Here is an 18,007-nt window from a genome sequence, read left to right on the forward strand (position 1 = left end):
ATGCTTGAAAATGATATAAAAAAAGTTTTATATTCAGAAGAAGATATTATTCTGAAAACGAAAGAATTAGGAGCTAAATTAACTGCAGATTATGCAGGTAAGAATCCATTATTAGTAGGTGTATTAAAGGGGTCAGTGCCTTTTATGGCTGAGCTATTAAAGCATATTGATACACATGTTGAAATTGATTTTATGGTTGTTTCAAGCTATCATGGTGGTACAACTAGTAGTGGAGAAGTTAAAATTTTAAAAGATGTTGATACTAACATTGAAGGAAGAGATGTAATCTTTATTGAAGACATCATTGATACTGGACGTACATTAAAATACCTTCGAGATATGTTTAAGTATCGCCAAGCTAACTCTGTCAAAGTTGCAACCCTTTTTGATAAGCCAGAAGGGCGATTGGTAGATATTGATGCTGATTACGTTTGTTACGATATCCCAAATGAATTTATTGTGGGATTCGGTTTAGACTATGCTGAAAACTATCGTAACTTACCTTATGTTGGTGTGTTAAAAGAAGAAATTTACTCAAAATAGAAAAAAGGTACTCTCTTAAACTATGAAAAATAATAAAAATAATGGTTTTCTGAAAAATTCCTTTATTTACATATTATTGATTATTGCGGTTATTACAACCTTTCAATACTATTTAAAAGGAACTAGCTCTCAAAACCAGCAAATTTCTTATACAAAACTTGTTAAACAATTAAAAGCTGGAGAAATTAAGTCTATCTCATACCAGCCAAGTGGTGGTGTTGTTGAAGTTAGTGGGACATATAAGAAAGCCAAAACAATTAAATCAGCTAATAGTTTTACTTTTTTAGGTGGTAGTGTTGCTACTAAAGTTACAGGATTTAATTCTGTTATACTACCAAATGACTCTTCAATAAAATCTCTTGTTAGCGCTGCTGAAGAAAATAACACTAATATTCAGGTCAAACATGAAAGTTCAAGTGGGACATGGATTTCTTATATTGCCAGTTTTTTACCTTTAGTTATCATGATTGGTTTCTTCATGATGATGATGAACCAAGGCGGTGGCGGTGGCGCTCGTGGTGCCATGAGCTTTGGTAAAAATAAAGCAAGATCATCTAGTAAAGATGAGGTTAAAGTTCGATTTTCGGATGTTGCTGGAGCAGAGGAAGAAAAGCAAGAATTAATAGAAGTCGTTGACTTCCTTAAAGATCCTAAACGATATAAATCTCTAGGTGCCCGAATTCCAGCAGGGGTTCTATTAGAAGGACCTCCAGGGACAGGTAAAACCCTATTAGCAAAAGCTGTTGCCGGTGAAGCAGGGGTTCCATTCTTTAGTATTTCCGGTTCAGATTTTGTTGAAATGTTTGTCGGTGTTGGAGCTAGTCGAGTACGCTCTTTGTTTGAAGATGCTAAAAAAGCTGAACGTGCTATTATTTTCATTGATGAAATTGATGCTGTTGGACGTCGACGTGGAGCTGGTATGGGTGGCGGAAACGATGAACGTGAACAAACGCTCAACCAACTTTTAATTGAAATGGATGGTTTTGAAGGAAACGAAAGTATTATCGTTATCGCTGCTACCAACCGTAGTGATGTGTTAGATCCCGCATTACTGCGTCCAGGACGTTTTGATAGAAAAGTTCTAGTTGGACAACCTGATGTAAAAGGTCGTGAAGCAATTCTGAGAGTACATGCTAAAAATAAACCATTAGCAGATAATGTTGACTTAAAAGTAGTAGCTCAACAAACCCCAGGATTTGTTGGTGCTGATTTGGAGAATGTTCTCAATGAAGCTGCTTTAGTTGCTGCGCGACGAAATAAAAAAGTTATTGATGCTTCAGATATTGATGAAGCAGAAGACCGTGTAATTGCTGGTCCTTCTAAAAAAGATCGTACTATTTCTGAAAGAGAAAGAGCTATGGTTGCTTACCATGAAGCTGGGCACACAATTGTCGGTTTGATTCTTTCAAATGCGCGAGTTGTTCATAAAGTTACTATCGTACCACGTGGTCGTGCAGGTGGATATATGATTGCTTTACCTAAAGAAGATCAAATGCTTCTTTCAAAAGATGATATGAAAGAGCAATTAGCAGGTCTTATGGGAGGACGTGTAGCGGAAGAAATTATTTTCAACGCTCAGACAACAGGTGCCTCAAATGACTTCGAACAAGCCACTGCTATGGCCCGCGCTATGGTAACTGAATATGGTATGAGCGAGAAACTTGGACCAGTTCAATACGAAGGCAACCACGCAATGATGGCTGGTCAAATGTCACCTGAAAAATCATATTCTGCTCAAACTGCACAACTTATTGATGATGAAGTTCGTCACCTTCTTAATGAAGCACGTAATAAGGCAGCTGATATTATCAACGAAAACCGTGATACTCATAAATTAATTGCAGAAGCCCTCTTAAAATATGAGACTCTTGATGCTGCTCAGATTAAATCGATTTTTGAGACAGGTAAAATGCCTGAGACAGAAAATGATGAAGATAAAGCAAGAGCGTTATCATACGATGAAATCAAAGAAAAAATGCAAGAAGAAGATAAAAAATAAGTCATCATATATTTTTAAAGAACTTTATAAATTTCAAATACCCTTCAAATTTAGATAAAATTTGAAGGGTATTTTTTATGAAGATGAAGTTTAAATTTGTGAATTAAGAAGATGAAATATGAACATGACAACGGTAAAAATGCTATCCATTCAACAAGTATAGAAGGTTAGTTACTATAAATAATATTAACTTTTTAAAAATAAAAGAAAAAATGCAAAAATAGTATTGACAGGAAGTAGAAATATTTAGTATAATGAATAAGTTGTCTCGAGAGAGTAGCTTCTAGTAACGCGTAGTTAACAACTTAAAAAAAAGTAGTTGACAAAGCAGAATAAGTTTGCTAGAATATAGAAGTTGTCTCAAGAGAGGCAAAGACCTTTGAAAACTGAACAAGACGAACGAATGTGCAGGGTGGATTTACATTGTAAATCCGTCAATGACAAAAAAACAATAAATCTGTCAGCGAGACAGAAAAGAGCAAAGCTCAAACTTTTAATGAGAGTTTGATCCTGGCTCAGGACGAACGCTGGCGGCGTGCCTAATACATGCAAGTAGAACGCTGAGGTTTGGTGTTTACACTAGACTGATGAGTTGCGAACGGGTGAGTAACGCGTAGGTAACCTGCCTCATAGCGGGGGATAACTATTGGAAACGATAGCTAATACCGCATAAGAGTAATTAACACATGTTAGTTATTTAAAAGGAGCAATTGCTTCACTGTGAGATGGACCTGCGTTGTATTAGCTAGTTGGTGAGGTAAAGGCTCACCAAGGCGACGATACATAGCCGACCTGAGAGGGTGATCGGCCACACTGGGACTGAGACACGGCCCAGACTCCTACGGGAGGCAGCAGTAGGGAATCTTCGGCAATGGACGGAAGTCTGACCGAGCAACGCCGCGTGAGTGAAGAAGGTTTTCGGATCGTAAAGCTCTGTTGTTAGAGAAGAACGTTGGTAGGAGTGGAAAATCTACCAAGTGACGGTAACTAACCAGAAAGGGACGGCTAACTACGTGCCAGCAGCCGCGGTAATACGTAGGTCCCGAGCGTTGTCCGGATTTATTGGGCGTAAAGCGAGCGCAGGCGGTTCTTTAAGTCTGAAGTTAAAGGCAGTGGCTTAACCATTGTACGCTTTGGAAACTGGAGGACTTGAGTGCAGAAGGGGAGAGTGGAATTCCATGTGTAGCGGTGAAATGCGTAGATATATGGAGGAACACCGGTGGCGAAAGCGGCTCTCTGGTCTGTAACTGACGCTGAGGCTCGAAAGCGTGGGGAGCAAACAGGATTAGATACCCTGGTAGTCCACGCCGTAAACGATGAGTGCTAGGTGTTAGGCCCTTTCCGGGGCTTAGTGCCGCAGCTAACGCATTAAGCACTCCGCCTGGGGAGTACGACCGCAAGGTTGAAACTCAAAGGAATTGACGGGGGCCCGCACAAGCGGTGGAGCATGTGGTTTAATTCGAAGCAACGCGAAGAACCTTACCAGGTCTTGACATCCTTCTGACCGGCCTAGAGATAGGCTTTCTCTTCGGAGCAGAAGTGACAGGTGGTGCATGGTTGTCGTCAGCTCGTGTCGTGAGATGTTGGGTTAAGTCCCGCAACGAGCGCAACCCCTATTGTTAGTTGCCATCATTAAGTTGGGCACTCTAGCGAGACTGCCGGTAATAAACCGGAGGAAGGTGGGGATGACGTCAAATCATCATGCCCCTTATGACCTGGGCTACACACGTGCTACAATGGTTGGTACAACGAGTCGCAAGCCGGTGACGGCAAGCTAATCTCTTAAAGCCAATCTCAGTTCGGATTGTAGGCTGCAACTCGCCTACATGAAGTCGGAATCGCTAGTAATCGCGGATCAGCACGCCGCGGTGAATACGTTCCCGGGCCTTGTACACACCGCCCGTCACACCACGAGAGTTTGTAACACCCGAAGTCGGTGAGGTAACCTTTTAGGAGCCAGCCGCCTAAGGTGGGATAGATGATTGGGGTGAAGTCGTAACAAGGTAGCCGTATCGGAAGGTGCGGCTGGATCACCTCCTTTCTAAGGATAAGGAAACCTGCCATTTGCGTCTTGTTTAGTTTTGAGAGGTCTTGTGGGGCCTTAGCTCAGCTGGGAGAGCGCCTGCTTTGCACGCAGGAGGTCAGCGGTTCGATCCCGCTAGGCTCCATTGAATCGAAAGGTTCAAATTGTTCATTGAAAATTGAATATCTATATCAAATTCCACGATCTAGAAATAGATTGTAGAAAGTAACAAGAAAATAAACCGAAAACGCTGTGAATATTTAATGAGTTTTCTAGTTTTAAAGAAACTAGGTTAATAAGGTTAAGTTAATAAGGGCGCACGGTGGATGCCTTGGCACTAGAAGCCGAAGAAGGACGTGACTAACGACGAAATGCTTTGGGGAGCTGTAAGTAAGCGCTGATCCAGAGATGTCCGAATGGGGGAACCCACTAGTTAATGACTAGTATCCATATCTGTTAAGGATATGAGAAGGAAGACGCAGTGAACTGAAACATCTAAGTAGCTGCAGGAAGAGAAAGCAAAAGCGATTGCCTTAGTAGCGGCGAGCGAAACGGCAGGAGGGCAAACCGAAGTGTTTACACTTCGGGGTTGTAGGACTGCGATATAGGATTAATCATTATAGAAGAATTACCTGGGAAGGTAAGCCAAAGAGAGTAACAGCCTCGTATTTAAAATGATAGATTAACCTTAGCAGTATCCTGAGTACGGCGAGACACGCGAAATCTCGTCGGAATCTGGGAGGACCATCTCCCAACCCTAAATACTCTCTAGTGACCGATAGTGAACCAGTACCGTGAGGGAAAGGTGAAAAGCACCCCGGGAGGGGAGTGAAATAGAACCTGAAACCGTGTGCCTACAACAAGTTCGAGCCCGTTAATGGGTGAGAGCGTGCCTTTTGTAGAATGAACCGGCGAGTTACGATATGATGCGAGGTTAAGTTGAAGAGACGGAGCCGTAGGGAAACCGAGTCTTAATAGGGCGTCATAGTATCATGTTGTAGACCCGAAACCATGTGACCTACCCATGAGCAGGTTGAAGGTGAGGTAAAACTCACTGGAGGACCGAACCAGGGCACGTTGAAAAGTGCTTGGATGACTTGTGGGTAGCGGAGAAATTCCAAACGAACTTGGAGATAGCTGGTTCTCTCCGAAATAGCTTTAGGGCTAGCGTCGATGTTAAGTCTCTTGGAGGTAGAGCACTGTTTGGGTGAGGGGTCCATCCCGGATTACCAATCTCAGATAAACTCCGAATGCCAACGAGATATAATCGGCAGTCAGACTGCGAGTGCTAAGATCCGTAGTCGAAAGGGAAACAGCCCAGACCACCAGCTAAGGTCCCAAAATATATGTTAAGTGGAAAAGGATGTGGGGTTGCACAGACAACTAGGATGTTAGCTTAGAAGCAGCTATTCATTCAAAGAGTGCGTAATAGCTCACTAGTCGAGTGACCCTGCGCCGAAAATGTACCGGGGCTAAAACATATTACCGAAGCTGTGGATGACACAAAAGTGTCATGGTAGGAGAGCGTTCTATGTGTGAAGAAGGTGTACCGTGAGGAGCGCTGGAACGCATAGAAGTGAGAATGCCGGTATGAGTAGCGCAAGACAGGTGAGAATCCTGTCCACCGTAAGACTAAGGTTTCCAGGGGAAGGCTCGTCCGCCCTGGGTTAGTCGGGACCTAAGGAGAGACCGAAAGGTGTATCCGATGGACAACAGGTTGATATTCCTGTACTAGAGTATATAGTGATGGAGGGACGCAGTAGGCTAACTAAACCAGACGATTGGAAGTGTCTGGTCAAACAGTGAGGTGTGATATGAGTCAAATGCTTATATCTTTAACATTGAGCTGTGACGAGGAGCGAAGTTTAGTAGCGAAGTTAGTGATGTCACACTGCCAAGAAAAGCTTCTAGCGATACATATACTCTACCCGTACCGCAAACCGACACAGGTAGTCGAGGCGAGTAGCCTCAGGTGAGCGAGAGAACTCTCGTTAAGGAACTCGGCAAAATGGCCCCGTAACTTCGGGAGAAGGGGCGCTGATTTTAGATCAGCCGCAGTGAATAGGCCCAAGCAACTGTTTATCAAAAACACAGCTCTCTGCTAAATCGTAAGATGATGTATAGGGGGTGACGCCTGCCCGGTGCTGGAAGGTTAAGAGGAGTGCTTAGCGTAAGCGAAGGTATGAATTGAAGCCCCAGTAAACGGCGGCCGTAACTATAACGGTCCTAAGGTAGCGAAATTCCTTGTCGGGTAAGTTCCGACCCGCACGAAAGGCGTAATGATTTGGGCACTGTCTCAACGAGAGACTCGGTGAAATTTTAGTACCTGTGAAGATGCAGGTTACCCGCGACAGGACGGAAAGACCCCATGGAGCTTTACTGCAGTTTGATATTGAGTATCTGTACCACATGTACAGGATAGGTAGGAGCCTATGATAACGGGACGCCAGTTTCGTTTGAGGCGTTGTTGGGATACTACCCTTGTGTTATGGCTACTCTAACCCAGATAGGCAATCCCTATCGGAGACAGTGTCTGACGGGCAGTTTGACTGGGGCGGTCGCCTCCTAAAAGGTAACGGAGGCGCCCAAAGGTTCCCTCAGACTGGTTGGAAATCAGTCGTAGAGTGTAAAGGTATAAGGGAGCTTGACTGCGAGAGCTACAACTCGAGCAGGGACGAAAGTCGGGCTTAGTGATCCGGTGGTTCCGTATGGAAGGGCCATCGCTCAACGGATAAAAGCTACCCTGGGGATAACAGGCTTATCTCCCCCAAGAGTTCACATCGACGGGGAGGTTTGGCACCTCGATGTCGGCTCGTCGCATCCTGGGGCTGTAGTCGGTCCCAAGGGTTGGGCTGTTCGCCCATTAAAGCGGCACGCGAGCTGGGTTCAGAACGTCGTGAGACAGTTCGGTCCCTATCCGTCGCGGGCGTAGGAAATTTGAGAGGATCTGCTCCTAGTACGAGAGGACCAGAGTGGACTTACCGCTGGTGTACCAGTTGTCTTGCCAAAGGCATCGCTGGGTAGCTATGTAGGGAAGGGATAAGCGCTGAAAGCATCTAAGTGCGAAGCCCACCTCAAGATGAGATTTCCCATGATTTTATATCAGTAAGAGCCCTGAGAGATGATCAGGTAGATAGGTTAGGAGTGTAATTGTGGTGACACATTTAGCGGACTAATACTAATAGCTCGAGGACTTATCCAAAAAGAGATATTGACAACGTTACGGTTTCTTGTTAGACTATAGATATTCAATTTTGAGTGAATAAGACTCAATAGTTAAGTGATAATTGCCTAGGAGATACACCTGTTCTCATGCCGAACACAGAAGTTAAGCCCTAGAACGCCGGAAGTAGTTGGGGGTTGCCCCCTGTGAGATAAGGTAGTCGCTTAGCAAAGGGAGTTTAGCTCAGCTGGGAGAGCATCTGCCTTACAAGCAGAGGGTCAGCGGTTCGATCCCGTTAACTCCCATAGGTCCCGTAGTGTAGCGGTTATCACGTCGCCCTGTCACGGCGAAGATCGCGGGTTCGATTCCCGTCGGGACCGTAGACTCGTTAGCTCAGTTGGTAGAGCAATTGACTTTTAATCAATGGGTCACTGGTTCGAGCCCAGTACGGGTCATTTAGAAATGCGGGTGTGGCGGAATTGGCAGACGCACCAGATTTAGGATCTGGCGCTTAACGGCGTGGGGGTTCAAGTCCCTTCACCCGCATTAGTAGATTGCCGGCTTAGCTCAGTTGGTAGAGCATCTGATTTGTAATCAGAGGGTCGCGTGTTCAAGTCATGTAGCCGGCATTACAATTTTATAGGATAAATAGTGTCTTTAGTGCGAACGTAGTTCAGTGGTAGAACATCACCTTGCCAAGGTGAGGGTCGCGGGTTCGAACCCCGTCGTTCGCTTGTTAGAGGCCGGGGTGGCGGAACTGGCAGACGCACAGGACTTAAAATCCTGCGATGGTAAACATCGTACCGGTTCGATTCCGGTCCTCGGCATATAATATTTAGCACCCTTAGCTCAACTGGATAGAGTACCTGACTACGAATCAGGCGGTTAGAGGTTCGACTCCTCTAGGGTGCATATTTTTCGGGAAGTAGCTCAGCTTGGTAGAGTACTTGGTTTGGGACCAAGGTGTCGCAGGTTCGAATCCTGTCTTCCCGATGGATATATTTTTATGATATATCATTAGACCTTTGAAAACTGAACAAGACGAACGAATGTGCAGGGTGGATTTACATTGTAAATCCGTCAATGACAAAAAAACAATAAATCTGTCAGCGAGACAGAAAAGAGCAAAGCTCAAACTTTTAATGAGAGTTTGATCCTGGCTCAGGACGAACGCTGGCGGCGTGCCTAATACATGCAAGTAGAACGCTGAGGTTTGGTGTTTACACTAGACTGATGAGTTGCGAACGGGTGAGTAACGCGTAGGTAACCTGCCTCATAGCGGGGGATAACTATTGGAAACGATAGCTAATACCGCATAAGAGTAATTAACACATGTTAGTTATTTAAAAGGAGCAATTGCTTCACTGTGAGATGGACCTGCGTTGTATTAGCTAGTTGGTGAGGTAAAGGCTCACCAAGGCGACGATACATAGCCGACCTGAGAGGGTGATCGGCCACACTGGGACTGAGACACGGCCCAGACTCCTACGGGAGGCAGCAGTAGGGAATCTTCGGCAATGGACGGAAGTCTGACCGAGCAACGCCGCGTGAGTGAAGAAGGTTTTCGGATCGTAAAGCTCTGTTGTTAGAGAAGAACGTTGGTAGGAGTGGAAAATCTACCAAGTGACGGTAACTAACCAGAAAGGGACGGCTAACTACGTGCCAGCAGCCGCGGTAATACGTAGGTCCCGAGCGTTGTCCGGATTTATTGGGCGTAAAGCGAGCGCAGGCGGTTCTTTAAGTCTGAAGTTAAAGGCAGTGGCTTAACCATTGTACGCTTTGGAAACTGGAGGACTTGAGTGCAGAAGGGGAGAGTGGAATTCCATGTGTAGCGGTGAAATGCGTAGATATATGGAGGAACACCGGTGGCGAAAGCGGCTCTCTGGTCTGTAACTGACGCTGAGGCTCGAAAGCGTGGGGAGCAAACAGGATTAGATACCCTGGTAGTCCACGCCGTAAACGATGAGTGCTAGGTGTTAGGCCCTTTCCGGGGCTTAGTGCCGCAGCTAACGCATTAAGCACTCCGCCTGGGGAGTACGACCGCAAGGTTGAAACTCAAAGGAATTGACGGGGGCCCGCACAAGCGGTGGAGCATGTGGTTTAATTCGAAGCAACGCGAAGAACCTTACCAGGTCTTGACATCCTTCTGACCGGCCTAGAGATAGGCTTTCTCTTCGGAGCAGAAGTGACAGGTGGTGCATGGTTGTCGTCAGCTCGTGTCGTGAGATGTTGGGTTAAGTCCCGCAACGAGCGCAACCCCTATTGTTAGTTGCCATCATTAAGTTGGGCACTCTAGCGAGACTGCCGGTAATAAACCGGAGGAAGGTGGGGATGACGTCAAATCATCATGCCCCTTATGACCTGGGCTACACACGTGCTACAATGGTTGGTACAACGAGTCGCAAGCCGGTGACGGCAAGCTAATCTCTTAAAGCCAATCTCAGTTCGGATTGTAGGCTGCAACTCGCCTACATGAAGTCGGAATCGCTAGTAATCGCGGATCAGCACGCCGCGGTGAATACGTTCCCGGGCCTTGTACACACCGCCCGTCACACCACGAGAGTTTGTAACACCCGAAGTCGGTGAGGTAACCTTTTAGGAGCCAGCCGCCTAAGGTGGGATAGATGATTGGGGTGAAGTCGTAACAAGGTAGCCGTATCGGAAGGTGCGGCTGGATCACCTCCTTTCTAAGGATAAGGAAACCTGCCATTTGCGTCTTGTTTAGTTTTGAGAGGTCTTGTGGGGCCTTAGCTCAGCTGGGAGAGCGCCTGCTTTGCACGCAGGAGGTCAGCGGTTCGATCCCGCTAGGCTCCATTGAATCGAAAGGTTCAAATTGTTCATTGAAAATTGAATATCTATATCAAATTCCACGATCTAGAAATAGATTGTAGAAAGTAACAAGAAAATAAACCGAAAACGCTGTGAATATTTAATGAGTTTTCTAGTTTTAAAGAAACTAGGTTAATAAGGTTAAGTTAATAAGGGCGCACGGTGGATGCCTTGGCACTAGAAGCCGAAGAAGGACGTGACTAACGACGAAATGCTTTGGGGAGCTGTAAGTAAGCGCTGATCCAGAGATGTCCGAATGGGGAACCCACTAGTTAATGACTAGTATCCATATCTGTTAAGGATATGAGAAGGAAGACGCAGTGAACTGAAACATCTAAGTAGCTGCAGGAAGAGAAAGCAAAAGCGATTGCCTTAGTAGCGGCGAGCGAAACGGCAGGAGGGCAAACCGAAGTGTTTACACTTCGGGGTTGTAGGACTGCGATATAGGATTAATCATTATAGAAGAATTACCTGGGAAGGTAAGCCAAAGAGAGTAACAGCCTCGTATTTAAAATGATAGATTAACCTTAGCAGTATCCTGAGTACGGCGAGACACGCGAAATCTCGTCGGAATCTGGGAGGACCATCTCCCAACCCTAAATACTCTCTAGTGACCGATAGTGAACCAGTACCGTGAGGGAAAGGTGAAAAGCACCCCGGGAGGGGAGTGAAATAGAACCTGAAACCGTGTGCCTACAACAAGTTCGAGCCCGTTAATGGGTGAGAGCGTGCCTTTTGTAGAATGAACCGGCGAGTTACGATATGATGCGAGGTTAAGTTGAAGAGACGGAGCCGTAGGGAAACCGAGTCTTAATAGGGCGTCATAGTATCATGTTGTAGACCCGAAACCATGTGACCTACCCATGAGCAGGTTGAAGGTGAGGTAAAACTCACTGGAGGACCGAACCAGGGCACGTTGAAAAGTGCTTGGATGACTTGTGGGTAGCGGAGAAATTCCAAACGAACTTGGAGATAGCTGGTTCTCTCCGAAATAGCTTTAGGGCTAGCGTCGATGTTAAGTCTCTTGGAGGTAGAGCACTGTTTGGGTGAGGGGTCCATCCCGGATTACCAATCTCAGATAAACTCCGAATGCCAACGAGATATAATCGGCAGTCAGACTGCGAGTGCTAAGATCCGTAGTCGAAAGGGAAACAGCCCAGACCACCAGCTAAGGTCCCAAAATATATGTTAAGTGGAAAAGGATGTGGGGTTGCACAGACAACTAGGATGTTAGCTTAGAAGCAGCTATTCATTCAAAGAGTGCGTAATAGCTCACTAGTCGAGTGACCCTGCGCCGAAAATGTACCGGGGCTAAAACATATTACCGAAGCTGTGGATGACACAAAAGTGTCATGGTAGGAGAGCGTTCTATGTGTGAAGAAGGTGTACCGTGAGGAGCGCTGGAACGCATAGAAGTGAGAATGCCGGTATGAGTAGCGCAAGACAGGTGAGAATCCTGTCCACCGTAAGACTAAGGTTTCCAGGGGAAGGCTCGTCCGCCCTGGGTTAGTCGGGACCTAAGGAGAGACCGAAAGGTGTATCCGATGGACAACAGGTTGATATTCCTGTACTAGAGTATATAGTGATGGAGGGACGCAGTAGGCTAACTAAACCAGACGATTGGAAGTGTCTGGTCAAACAGTGAGGTGTGATATGAGTCAAATGCTTATATCTTTAACATTGAGCTGTGACGAGGAGCGAAGTTTAGTAGCGAAGTTAGTGATGTCACACTGCCAAGAAAAGCTTCTAGCGATACATATACTCTACCCGTACCGCAAACCGACACAGGTAGTCGAGGCGAGTAGCCTCAGGTGAGCGAGAGAACTCTCGTTAAGGAACTCGGCAAAATGGCCCCGTAACTTCGGGAGAAGGGGCGCTGATTTTAGATCAGCCGCAGTGAATAGGCCCAAGCAACTGTTTATCAAAAACACAGCTCTCTGCTAAATCGTAAGATGATGTATAGGGGGTGACGCCTGCCCGGTGCTGGAAGGTTAAGAGGAGTGCTTAGCGTAAGCGAAGGTATGAATTGAAGCCCCAGTAAACGGCGGCCGTAACTATAACGGTCCTAAGGTAGCGAAATTCCTTGTCGGGTAAGTTCCGACCCGCACGAAAGGCGTAATGATTTGGGCACTGTCTCAACGAGAGACTCGGTGAAATTTTAGTACCTGTGAAGATGCAGGTTACCCGCGACAGGACGGAAAGACCCCATGGAGCTTTACTGCAGTTTGATATTGAGTATCTGTACCACATGTACAGGATAGGTAGGAGCCTATGATAACGGGACGCCAGTTTCGTTTGAGGCGTTGTTGGGATACTACCCTTGTGTTATGGCTACTCTAACCCAGATAGGCAATCCCTATCGGAGACAGTGTCTGACGGGCAGTTTGACTGGGGCGGTCGCCTCCTAAAAGGTAACGGAGGCGCCCAAAGGTTCCCTCAGACTGGTTGGAAATCAGTCGTAGAGTGTAAAGGTATAAGGGAGCTTGACTGCGAGAGCTACAACTCGAGCAGGGACGAAAGTCGGGCTTAGTGATCCGGTGGTTCCGTATGGAAGGGCCATCGCTCAACGGATAAAAGCTACCCTGGGGATAACAGGCTTATCTCCCCCAAGAGTTCACATCGACGGGGAGGTTTGGCACCTCGATGTCGGCTCGTCGCATCCTGGGGCTGTAGTCGGTCCCAAGGGTTGGGCTGTTCGCCCATTAAAGCGGCACGCGAGCTGGGTTCAGAACGTCGTGAGACAGTTCGGTCCCTATCCGTCGCGGGCGTAGGAAATTTGAGAGGATCTGCTCCTAGTACGAGAGGACCAGAGTGGACTTACCGCTGGTGTACCAGTTGTCTTGCCAAAGGCATCGCTGGGTAGCTATGTAGGGAAGGGATAAGCGCTGAAAGCATCTAAGTGCGAAGCCCACCTCAAGATGAGATTTCCCATGATTTTATATCAGTAAGAGCCCTGAGAGATGATCAGGTAGATAGGTTAGGAGTGTAATTGTGGTGACACATTTAGCGGACTAATACTAATAGCTCGAGGACTTATCCAAAAAGAGATATTGACAACGTTACGGTTTCTTGTTAGACTATAGATATTCAATTTTGAGTGAATAAGACTCAATAGTTAAGTGATAATTGCCTAGGAGATACACCTGTTCTCATGCCGAACACAGAAGTTAAGCCCTAGAACGCCGGAAGTAGTTGGGGGTTGCCCCCTGTGAGATAAGGTAGTCGCTTAGCAAAGGGAGTTTAGCTCAGCTGGGAGAGCATCTGCCTTACAAGCAGAGGGTCAGCGGTTCGATCCCGTTAACTCCCATAGGTCCCGTAGTGTAGCGGTTATCACGTCGCCCTGTCACGGCGAAGATCGCGGGTTCGATTCCCGTCGGGACCGTAGACTTGTTAGCTCAGTTGGTAGAGCAATTGACTTTAATCAATGGGTCACTGGTTCGAGCCCAGTACGGGTCATTTAGAAATGCGGGTGTGGCGGAATTGGCAGACGCACCAGATTTAGGATCTGGCGCTTAACGGCGTGGGGGTTCAAGTCCCTTCACCCGCATTAGTAGATTGCCGGCTTAGCTCAGTTGGTAGAGCATCTGATTTGTAATCAGAGGGTCGCGTGTTCAAGTCATGTAGCCGGCATTACAATTTTATAGGATAAATAGTGTCTTTAGTGCGAACGTAGTTCAGTGGTAGAACATCACCTTGCCAAGGTGAGGGTCGCGGGTTCGAACCCCGTCGTTCGCTTGTTAGAGGCCGGGGTGGCGGAACTGGCAGACGCACAGGACTTAAAATCCTGCGATGGTAAACATCGTACCGGTTCGATTCCGGTCCTCGGCATATAATATTTAGCACCCTTAGCTCAACTGGATAGAGTACCTGACTACGAATCAGGCGGTTAGAGGTTCGACTCCTCTAGGGTGCATATTTTTCGGGAAGTAGCTCAGCTTGGTAGAGTACTTGGTTTGGGACCAAGGTGTCGCAGGTTCGAATCCTGTCTTCCCGATGGATATATTTTTATGGCGGTGTAGCTCAGCTGGCTAGAGCGTCCGGTTCATACCCGGGAGGTCGGGGGTTCGATCCCCTCCGCCGCTATTTATTTTATTGAGACTTTGGACCTTTAGCTCAACTGGTTAGAGCACTCGGCTCATAACCGAGCGGTCGTAGGTTCGAGTCCTACAAGGTCCATATTTTTTGTTATATGGAGGATTACCCAAGTCCGGCTGAAGGGAACGGTCTTGAAAACCGTCAGGCGTGTAAAAGCGTGCGTGGGTTCGAATCCCACATCCTCCTTTAAAGATATCGCGGGATGGAGCAGCTAGGTAGCTCGTCGGGCTCATAACCCGAAGGTCGTAGGTTCAAATCCTGCTCCCGCAATAGGCTCGGTAGCTCAGTTGGTAGAGCAATGGATTGAAGCTCCATGTGTCGGCGGTTCGATTCCGTCTCGCGCCATTTATTATATAAGTTTTTAGCGGGTGTAGTTTAGTGGTAAAACTACAGCCTTCCAAGCTGTTGTCGCGAGTTCGATTCTCGTCACCCGCTTACTTTACATAAAAGTAAAACCAAGCATTTGCTTGGGCGCGTAGCTCAGGTGGTTAGAGCGCACGCCTGATAAGCGTGAGGTCGGTGGTTCGAGTCCACTCGTGCCCATTAATATTAATTTGGAGAATTACTCAAGAGGCTGAAGAGGACGGTTTGCTAAATCGTTAGGTCGGGTAACTGGCGCAAGGGTTCGAATCCCTTATTCTCCGTAAATATTATAATTTTAAGAGTAATTATACTCTTTTTTTATTTCTCTTTTAGTTTCACTATGGAGTAATTATATTGATAGAGTGAATAGAAGAAGGTTATCGTTTTCTAGATTTGATTATGGTTCATTTAGAAATAGTTGATTTCAAATATAAATGTAACAATGACGTAATATAATTTCGTGAATTTTTTGGTAAAATATTTAATGTCTTATCGTAAAGGAGTAGTTTAATAAAAATGAAAAAAAGAATATTATCAGCAGTCCTTGTGAGTGGAGTAACTCTTGGAACTGCTGCCGTAACAGTAAACGCTGATGACTTTGACTCGAAAATTGCTGCTACTGATTCAGTAATCAATACTTTATCAGGGCAACAAGCAGCAGCACAAAACCAGGTGACTGCTATTAAAGGACAAGTTGGTGCTTTAGAGTCTCAACAATCAGAATTAGAAGCGCAAAATGCTCAACTTGAGGCTGTATCTCAGCAGTTAGGTCAAGAGATTCAAACTCTTTCTAATAAAATTGTTGCACGTAACGAATCTTTGAAAAAGCAAGTTCGTAGTGCTCAAAAGGGTAACTTGACTAACTATATTAATACTATTTTAAATTCGAAATCAGTATCTGATGCTGTTAATCGTGTTGTTGCTATTCGTGAGGTTGTTTCAGCTAATGAAAAGATGTTAGCACAACAAGAGGCTGACAAAGCGGCCTTAGAAGCTAAACAAATTGAAAATCAAAATGCTATAAATACTGTAGCAGCTAACAAGCAAGCTATCGAAAATAATAAAGCAGCCTTAGCAACACAAAGAGCACAATTAGAAGCAGCTCAATTAGAGTTATCTGCTCAATTGACTACAGTCCAAAATGAAAAAGCATCTTTAATTCAGGCAAAAGCACAAGCTGAGGAAGCTGCGCGTAAGGCAGCTGAAGCACAAGCAGCAGCTGAAGCGAAAGCACAAGCTGAAGCACAAGCAGCAGCTGAAGCGAAAGCACAAGCTGAAGCGAAAGCACAAGCTGAGTCTGTAGCAAAAGCACAGGCAGCAGCACAAGTTGAGTCTGCCACAGCTCCTACTGAAACAGTTCAAACACAACCGAGAACTGAAATAAAGCCTTCTAATCTTACGGCTACTTCTTCGGCAACTACTGTTGCTACAACTACAGCTACAGCTACTAATGAGCCAAAAGTTACTCAACCTTCTGTAGTAACTAAAGCAGTTGAAGCACCTAAAGCAGTTGTTTCTTCAACACCTAGAGCGGTATCAAAACCTGTTGTCAGAAGTTATGATTCAAGTAACACATACCCAATGGGACAATGTACTTGGGGAGCTAAGTCAATGGCTTCTTGGGTTGGTAACTATTGGGGAAATGCTAATCAGTGGGGTGCTAGTGCACGTGCAGCTGGTTATTCTGTAGGAACTACCCCTCGTGTTGGTGCAGTAGCTGTTTGGCCATATGATGGTGGTGGTTACGGGCACGTTGCAGTAGTAACGTCAGTGGCTAACAATTCATCTATCCAAGTTATGGAATCAAACTATGCTGGAAATATGAGTATTGGCAATTACCGTGGTTCATTTAACCCTAGTGCTTCTGGCTCTGTTTACTATATTTACCCAAATTAATGAATACTAAGGAGATCTTTCGTGGTCTCCTTTTTGTTTATTAATTAGGTATGGTTTATTTTGGATTGAAAAATTGTGTAAAAAGCGTTAAAATGGTATAGGACTAAAGTTTTGGAGGAAATCATGTCTTATTCTAATTTAAAATTGTTTGCACTGTCATCAAACAAAGAACTAGCGAAAAAAGTGTCTCAGACGATTGGAATTCCGCTAGGTCAATCGACAGTTCGCCAATTTTCTGATGGTGAGATTCAAGTTAATATTGAAGAGTCTATTCGTGGCCATCATGTTTTTATTTTACAATCAACAAGCTCACCAGTTAATGATAATTTGATGGAAATTTTAATTATGGTTGACGCTTTAAAGCGTGCTAGTGCGGAGTCTGTTAGTGTGGTAATGCCTTACTATGGGTATGCTCGTCAAGATCGCAAGGCACGTTCTCGTGAACCTATTACTTCGAAACTCGTTGCGAACATGCTAGAAGTTGCTGGTGTTGATCGTCTTTTAACAGTTGATTTACATGCAGCTCAAATTCAGGGATTCTTTGATATTCCCGTTGATCACCTTATGGGGGCTCCCCTTATTGCAGATTACTTTGATCGTCAGGGATTGGTTGGTGATGATGTTGTTGTCGTTAGTCCTGATCATGGTGGCGTAACACGTGCACGTAAGCTGGCACAGTGTTTAAAGACACCGATTGCTATCATTGATAAGCGCCGTAGTGTTACTAAAATGAATACATCTGAAGTAATGAATATTATTGGTAATATCAAAGGTAAAAAATGTATTTTAATTGATGATATGATTGATACTGCAGGTACTATTTGCCATGCTGCAGACGCTTTAGCTGAAGCAGGGGCAACAGCGGTTTATGCTTCATGTACTCACCCTGTTTTATCAGGGCCGGCTTTGGATAATATTCAAAATTCAGCTATTGAAAAATTAATTGTGTTAGATACGATTTACCTCCCTGAAGAACGTTTGATTGATAAGATTGAACAAATTTCAATTGCGGAATTGATTGGTGAAGCTATTATCCGTATTCACGAGAAACGTCCTTTATCACCATTATTTGAAATGAATAAACTAAAATGACAAA

4 protein-coding genes, 28 tRNA genes and 6 rRNA genes are annotated in these 18,007 nt (G+C 45.3%); all 38 read left to right on the forward strand.

The features are described 5' to 3' along the window. The 38 genes from hpt (at position 1) to EGX96_RS05225 (ending at position 18,003) form a co-directional block, all read left to right on the forward strand. Positions 1 to 543 (forward strand): hypoxanthine phosphoribosyltransferase, encoded by a 543-nt coding sequence (gene hpt / locus EGX96_RS05040; protein WP_000892188.1) that lies wholly within the window; start codon positions 1 to 3, stop codon positions 541 to 543. Positions 544 to 565: 22 nt separating this feature from the next. Further along, positions 566 to 2,542: an ATP-dependent zinc metalloprotease FtsH gene (gene ftsH, locus EGX96_RS05045; protein ID WP_000794527.1), complete on the forward strand. Its 1,977-nt coding sequence runs from the start codon at positions 566 to 568 to the stop codon at positions 2,540 to 2,542. 492 nt (positions 2,543 to 3,034) lie between these two features. Continuing rightward, positions 3,035 to 4,583, forward strand: a 16S ribosomal RNA gene (locus tag EGX96_RS05050). A gap of 54 nt (positions 4,584 to 4,637) precedes the next feature. Further along, a tRNA-Ala gene (locus EGX96_RS05055) sits at positions 4,638 to 4,710 on the forward strand. A gap of 154 nt (positions 4,711 to 4,864) precedes the next feature. Beyond that, a 23S ribosomal RNA gene (locus EGX96_RS05060) occupies positions 4,865 to 7,767 on the forward strand. Positions 7,768 to 7,841: 74 nt separating this feature from the next. Beyond that, positions 7,842 to 7,957: ribosomal RNA gene (gene rrf / locus EGX96_RS05065) — 5S ribosomal RNA — on the forward strand. Between the two features lie 3 nt (positions 7,958 to 7,960). Then, positions 7,961 to 8,033 (forward strand) — tRNA-Val (locus tag EGX96_RS05070). Positions 8,034 to 8,035: 2 nt separating this feature from the next. Then, positions 8,036 to 8,108, forward strand: a tRNA-Asp gene (locus tag EGX96_RS05075). A gap of 2 nt (positions 8,109 to 8,110) precedes the next feature. Further along, positions 8,111 to 8,183: transfer RNA gene (locus EGX96_RS05080), tRNA-Lys, on the forward strand. A 9-nt stretch (positions 8,184 to 8,192) separates the two neighbouring features. After that, positions 8,193 to 8,274: transfer RNA gene (locus EGX96_RS05085), tRNA-Leu, on the forward strand. A 10-nt stretch (positions 8,275 to 8,284) separates the two neighbouring features. Next, positions 8,285 to 8,357, forward strand: a tRNA-Thr gene (locus tag EGX96_RS05090). Positions 8,358 to 8,390: 33 nt separating this feature from the next. Further along, positions 8,391 to 8,462, forward strand: a tRNA-Gly gene (locus tag EGX96_RS05095). An 8-nt stretch (positions 8,463 to 8,470) separates the two neighbouring features. Then, positions 8,471 to 8,555 (forward strand) — tRNA-Leu (locus EGX96_RS05100). Between the two features lie 11 nt (positions 8,556 to 8,566). Further along, positions 8,567 to 8,640 (forward strand) — tRNA-Arg (locus tag EGX96_RS05105). 7 nt (positions 8,641 to 8,647) lie between these two features. Further along, positions 8,648 to 8,721 (forward strand) — tRNA-Pro (locus EGX96_RS05110). 145 nt (positions 8,722 to 8,866) lie between these two features. Continuing rightward, a 16S ribosomal RNA gene (locus tag EGX96_RS05115) occupies positions 8,867 to 10,415 on the forward strand. Between the two features lie 54 nt (positions 10,416 to 10,469). Beyond that, positions 10,470 to 10,542: transfer RNA gene (locus EGX96_RS05120), tRNA-Ala, on the forward strand. A 154-nt stretch (positions 10,543 to 10,696) separates the two neighbouring features. Next, a 23S ribosomal RNA gene (locus tag EGX96_RS05125) occupies positions 10,697 to 13,598 on the forward strand. Positions 13,599 to 13,672: 74 nt separating this feature from the next. Next, positions 13,673 to 13,788, forward strand: a 5S ribosomal RNA gene (gene rrf, locus EGX96_RS05130). The 16S, 23S and 5S rRNA genes sit together here with 28 tRNA genes alongside, the layout of an rRNA operon. Before the next feature lie 3 nt (positions 13,789 to 13,791). Further along, positions 13,792 to 13,864: transfer RNA gene (locus EGX96_RS05135), tRNA-Val, on the forward strand. 2 nt (positions 13,865 to 13,866) lie between these two features. Continuing rightward, a tRNA-Asp gene (locus EGX96_RS05140) sits at positions 13,867 to 13,939 on the forward strand. 2 nt (positions 13,940 to 13,941) lie between these two features. Beyond that, positions 13,942 to 14,013: transfer RNA gene (locus EGX96_RS05145), tRNA-OTHER, on the forward strand. Positions 14,014 to 14,022: 9 nt separating this feature from the next. Further along, a tRNA-Leu gene (locus EGX96_RS05150) sits at positions 14,023 to 14,104 on the forward strand. A gap of 10 nt (positions 14,105 to 14,114) precedes the next feature. Next, positions 14,115 to 14,187 (forward strand) — tRNA-Thr (locus EGX96_RS05155). A 33-nt stretch (positions 14,188 to 14,220) separates the two neighbouring features. Continuing rightward, a tRNA-Gly gene (locus EGX96_RS05160) sits at positions 14,221 to 14,292 on the forward strand. Positions 14,293 to 14,300: 8 nt separating this feature from the next. Further along, a tRNA-Leu gene (locus EGX96_RS05165) sits at positions 14,301 to 14,385 on the forward strand. Positions 14,386 to 14,396: 11 nt separating this feature from the next. Further along, positions 14,397 to 14,470: transfer RNA gene (locus tag EGX96_RS05170), tRNA-Arg, on the forward strand. A gap of 7 nt (positions 14,471 to 14,477) precedes the next feature. After that, positions 14,478 to 14,551: transfer RNA gene (locus EGX96_RS05175), tRNA-Pro, on the forward strand. Between the two features lie 15 nt (positions 14,552 to 14,566). Next, positions 14,567 to 14,640 (forward strand) — tRNA-Met (locus EGX96_RS05180). Between the two features lie 19 nt (positions 14,641 to 14,659). Next, a tRNA-Ile gene (locus EGX96_RS05185) sits at positions 14,660 to 14,733 on the forward strand. 15 nt (positions 14,734 to 14,748) lie between these two features. Next, a tRNA-Ser gene (locus EGX96_RS05190) sits at positions 14,749 to 14,838 on the forward strand. A gap of 10 nt (positions 14,839 to 14,848) precedes the next feature. Continuing rightward, positions 14,849 to 14,922: transfer RNA gene (locus tag EGX96_RS05195), tRNA-Met, on the forward strand. A 2-nt stretch (positions 14,923 to 14,924) separates the two neighbouring features. Then, positions 14,925 to 14,997, forward strand: a tRNA-Phe gene (locus EGX96_RS05200). A 19-nt stretch (positions 14,998 to 15,016) separates the two neighbouring features. After that, a tRNA-Gly gene (locus EGX96_RS05205) sits at positions 15,017 to 15,087 on the forward strand. Positions 15,088 to 15,121: 34 nt separating this feature from the next. Next, positions 15,122 to 15,195, forward strand: a tRNA-Ile gene (locus EGX96_RS05210). Between the two features lie 13 nt (positions 15,196 to 15,208). Beyond that, positions 15,209 to 15,296, forward strand: a tRNA-Ser gene (locus tag EGX96_RS05215). A gap of 235 nt (positions 15,297 to 15,531) precedes the next feature. After that, positions 15,532 to 16,911, forward strand: coding sequence for a PcsB-like coiled-coil domain-containing protein (locus tag EGX96_RS05220; protein WP_123957823.1), 1,380 nt, complete (start codon positions 15,532 to 15,534; stop codon positions 16,909 to 16,911). Between the two features lie 123 nt (positions 16,912 to 17,034). Then, on the forward strand, positions 17,035 to 18,003 hold the full coding sequence (locus tag EGX96_RS05225; protein ID WP_000122450.1) for a ribose-phosphate diphosphokinase: 969 nt from the start codon (positions 17,035 to 17,037) through the stop codon (positions 18,001 to 18,003). Positions 18,004 to 18,007 lie beyond the last annotated feature (4 nt).

The organism is Streptococcus sp. FDAARGOS_520 (genome assembly GCF_003812685.1).
In the GTDB taxonomy this organism is placed as follows: Bacteria; Bacillota; Bacilli; order Lactobacillales; family Streptococcaceae; genus Streptococcus; species Streptococcus agalactiae.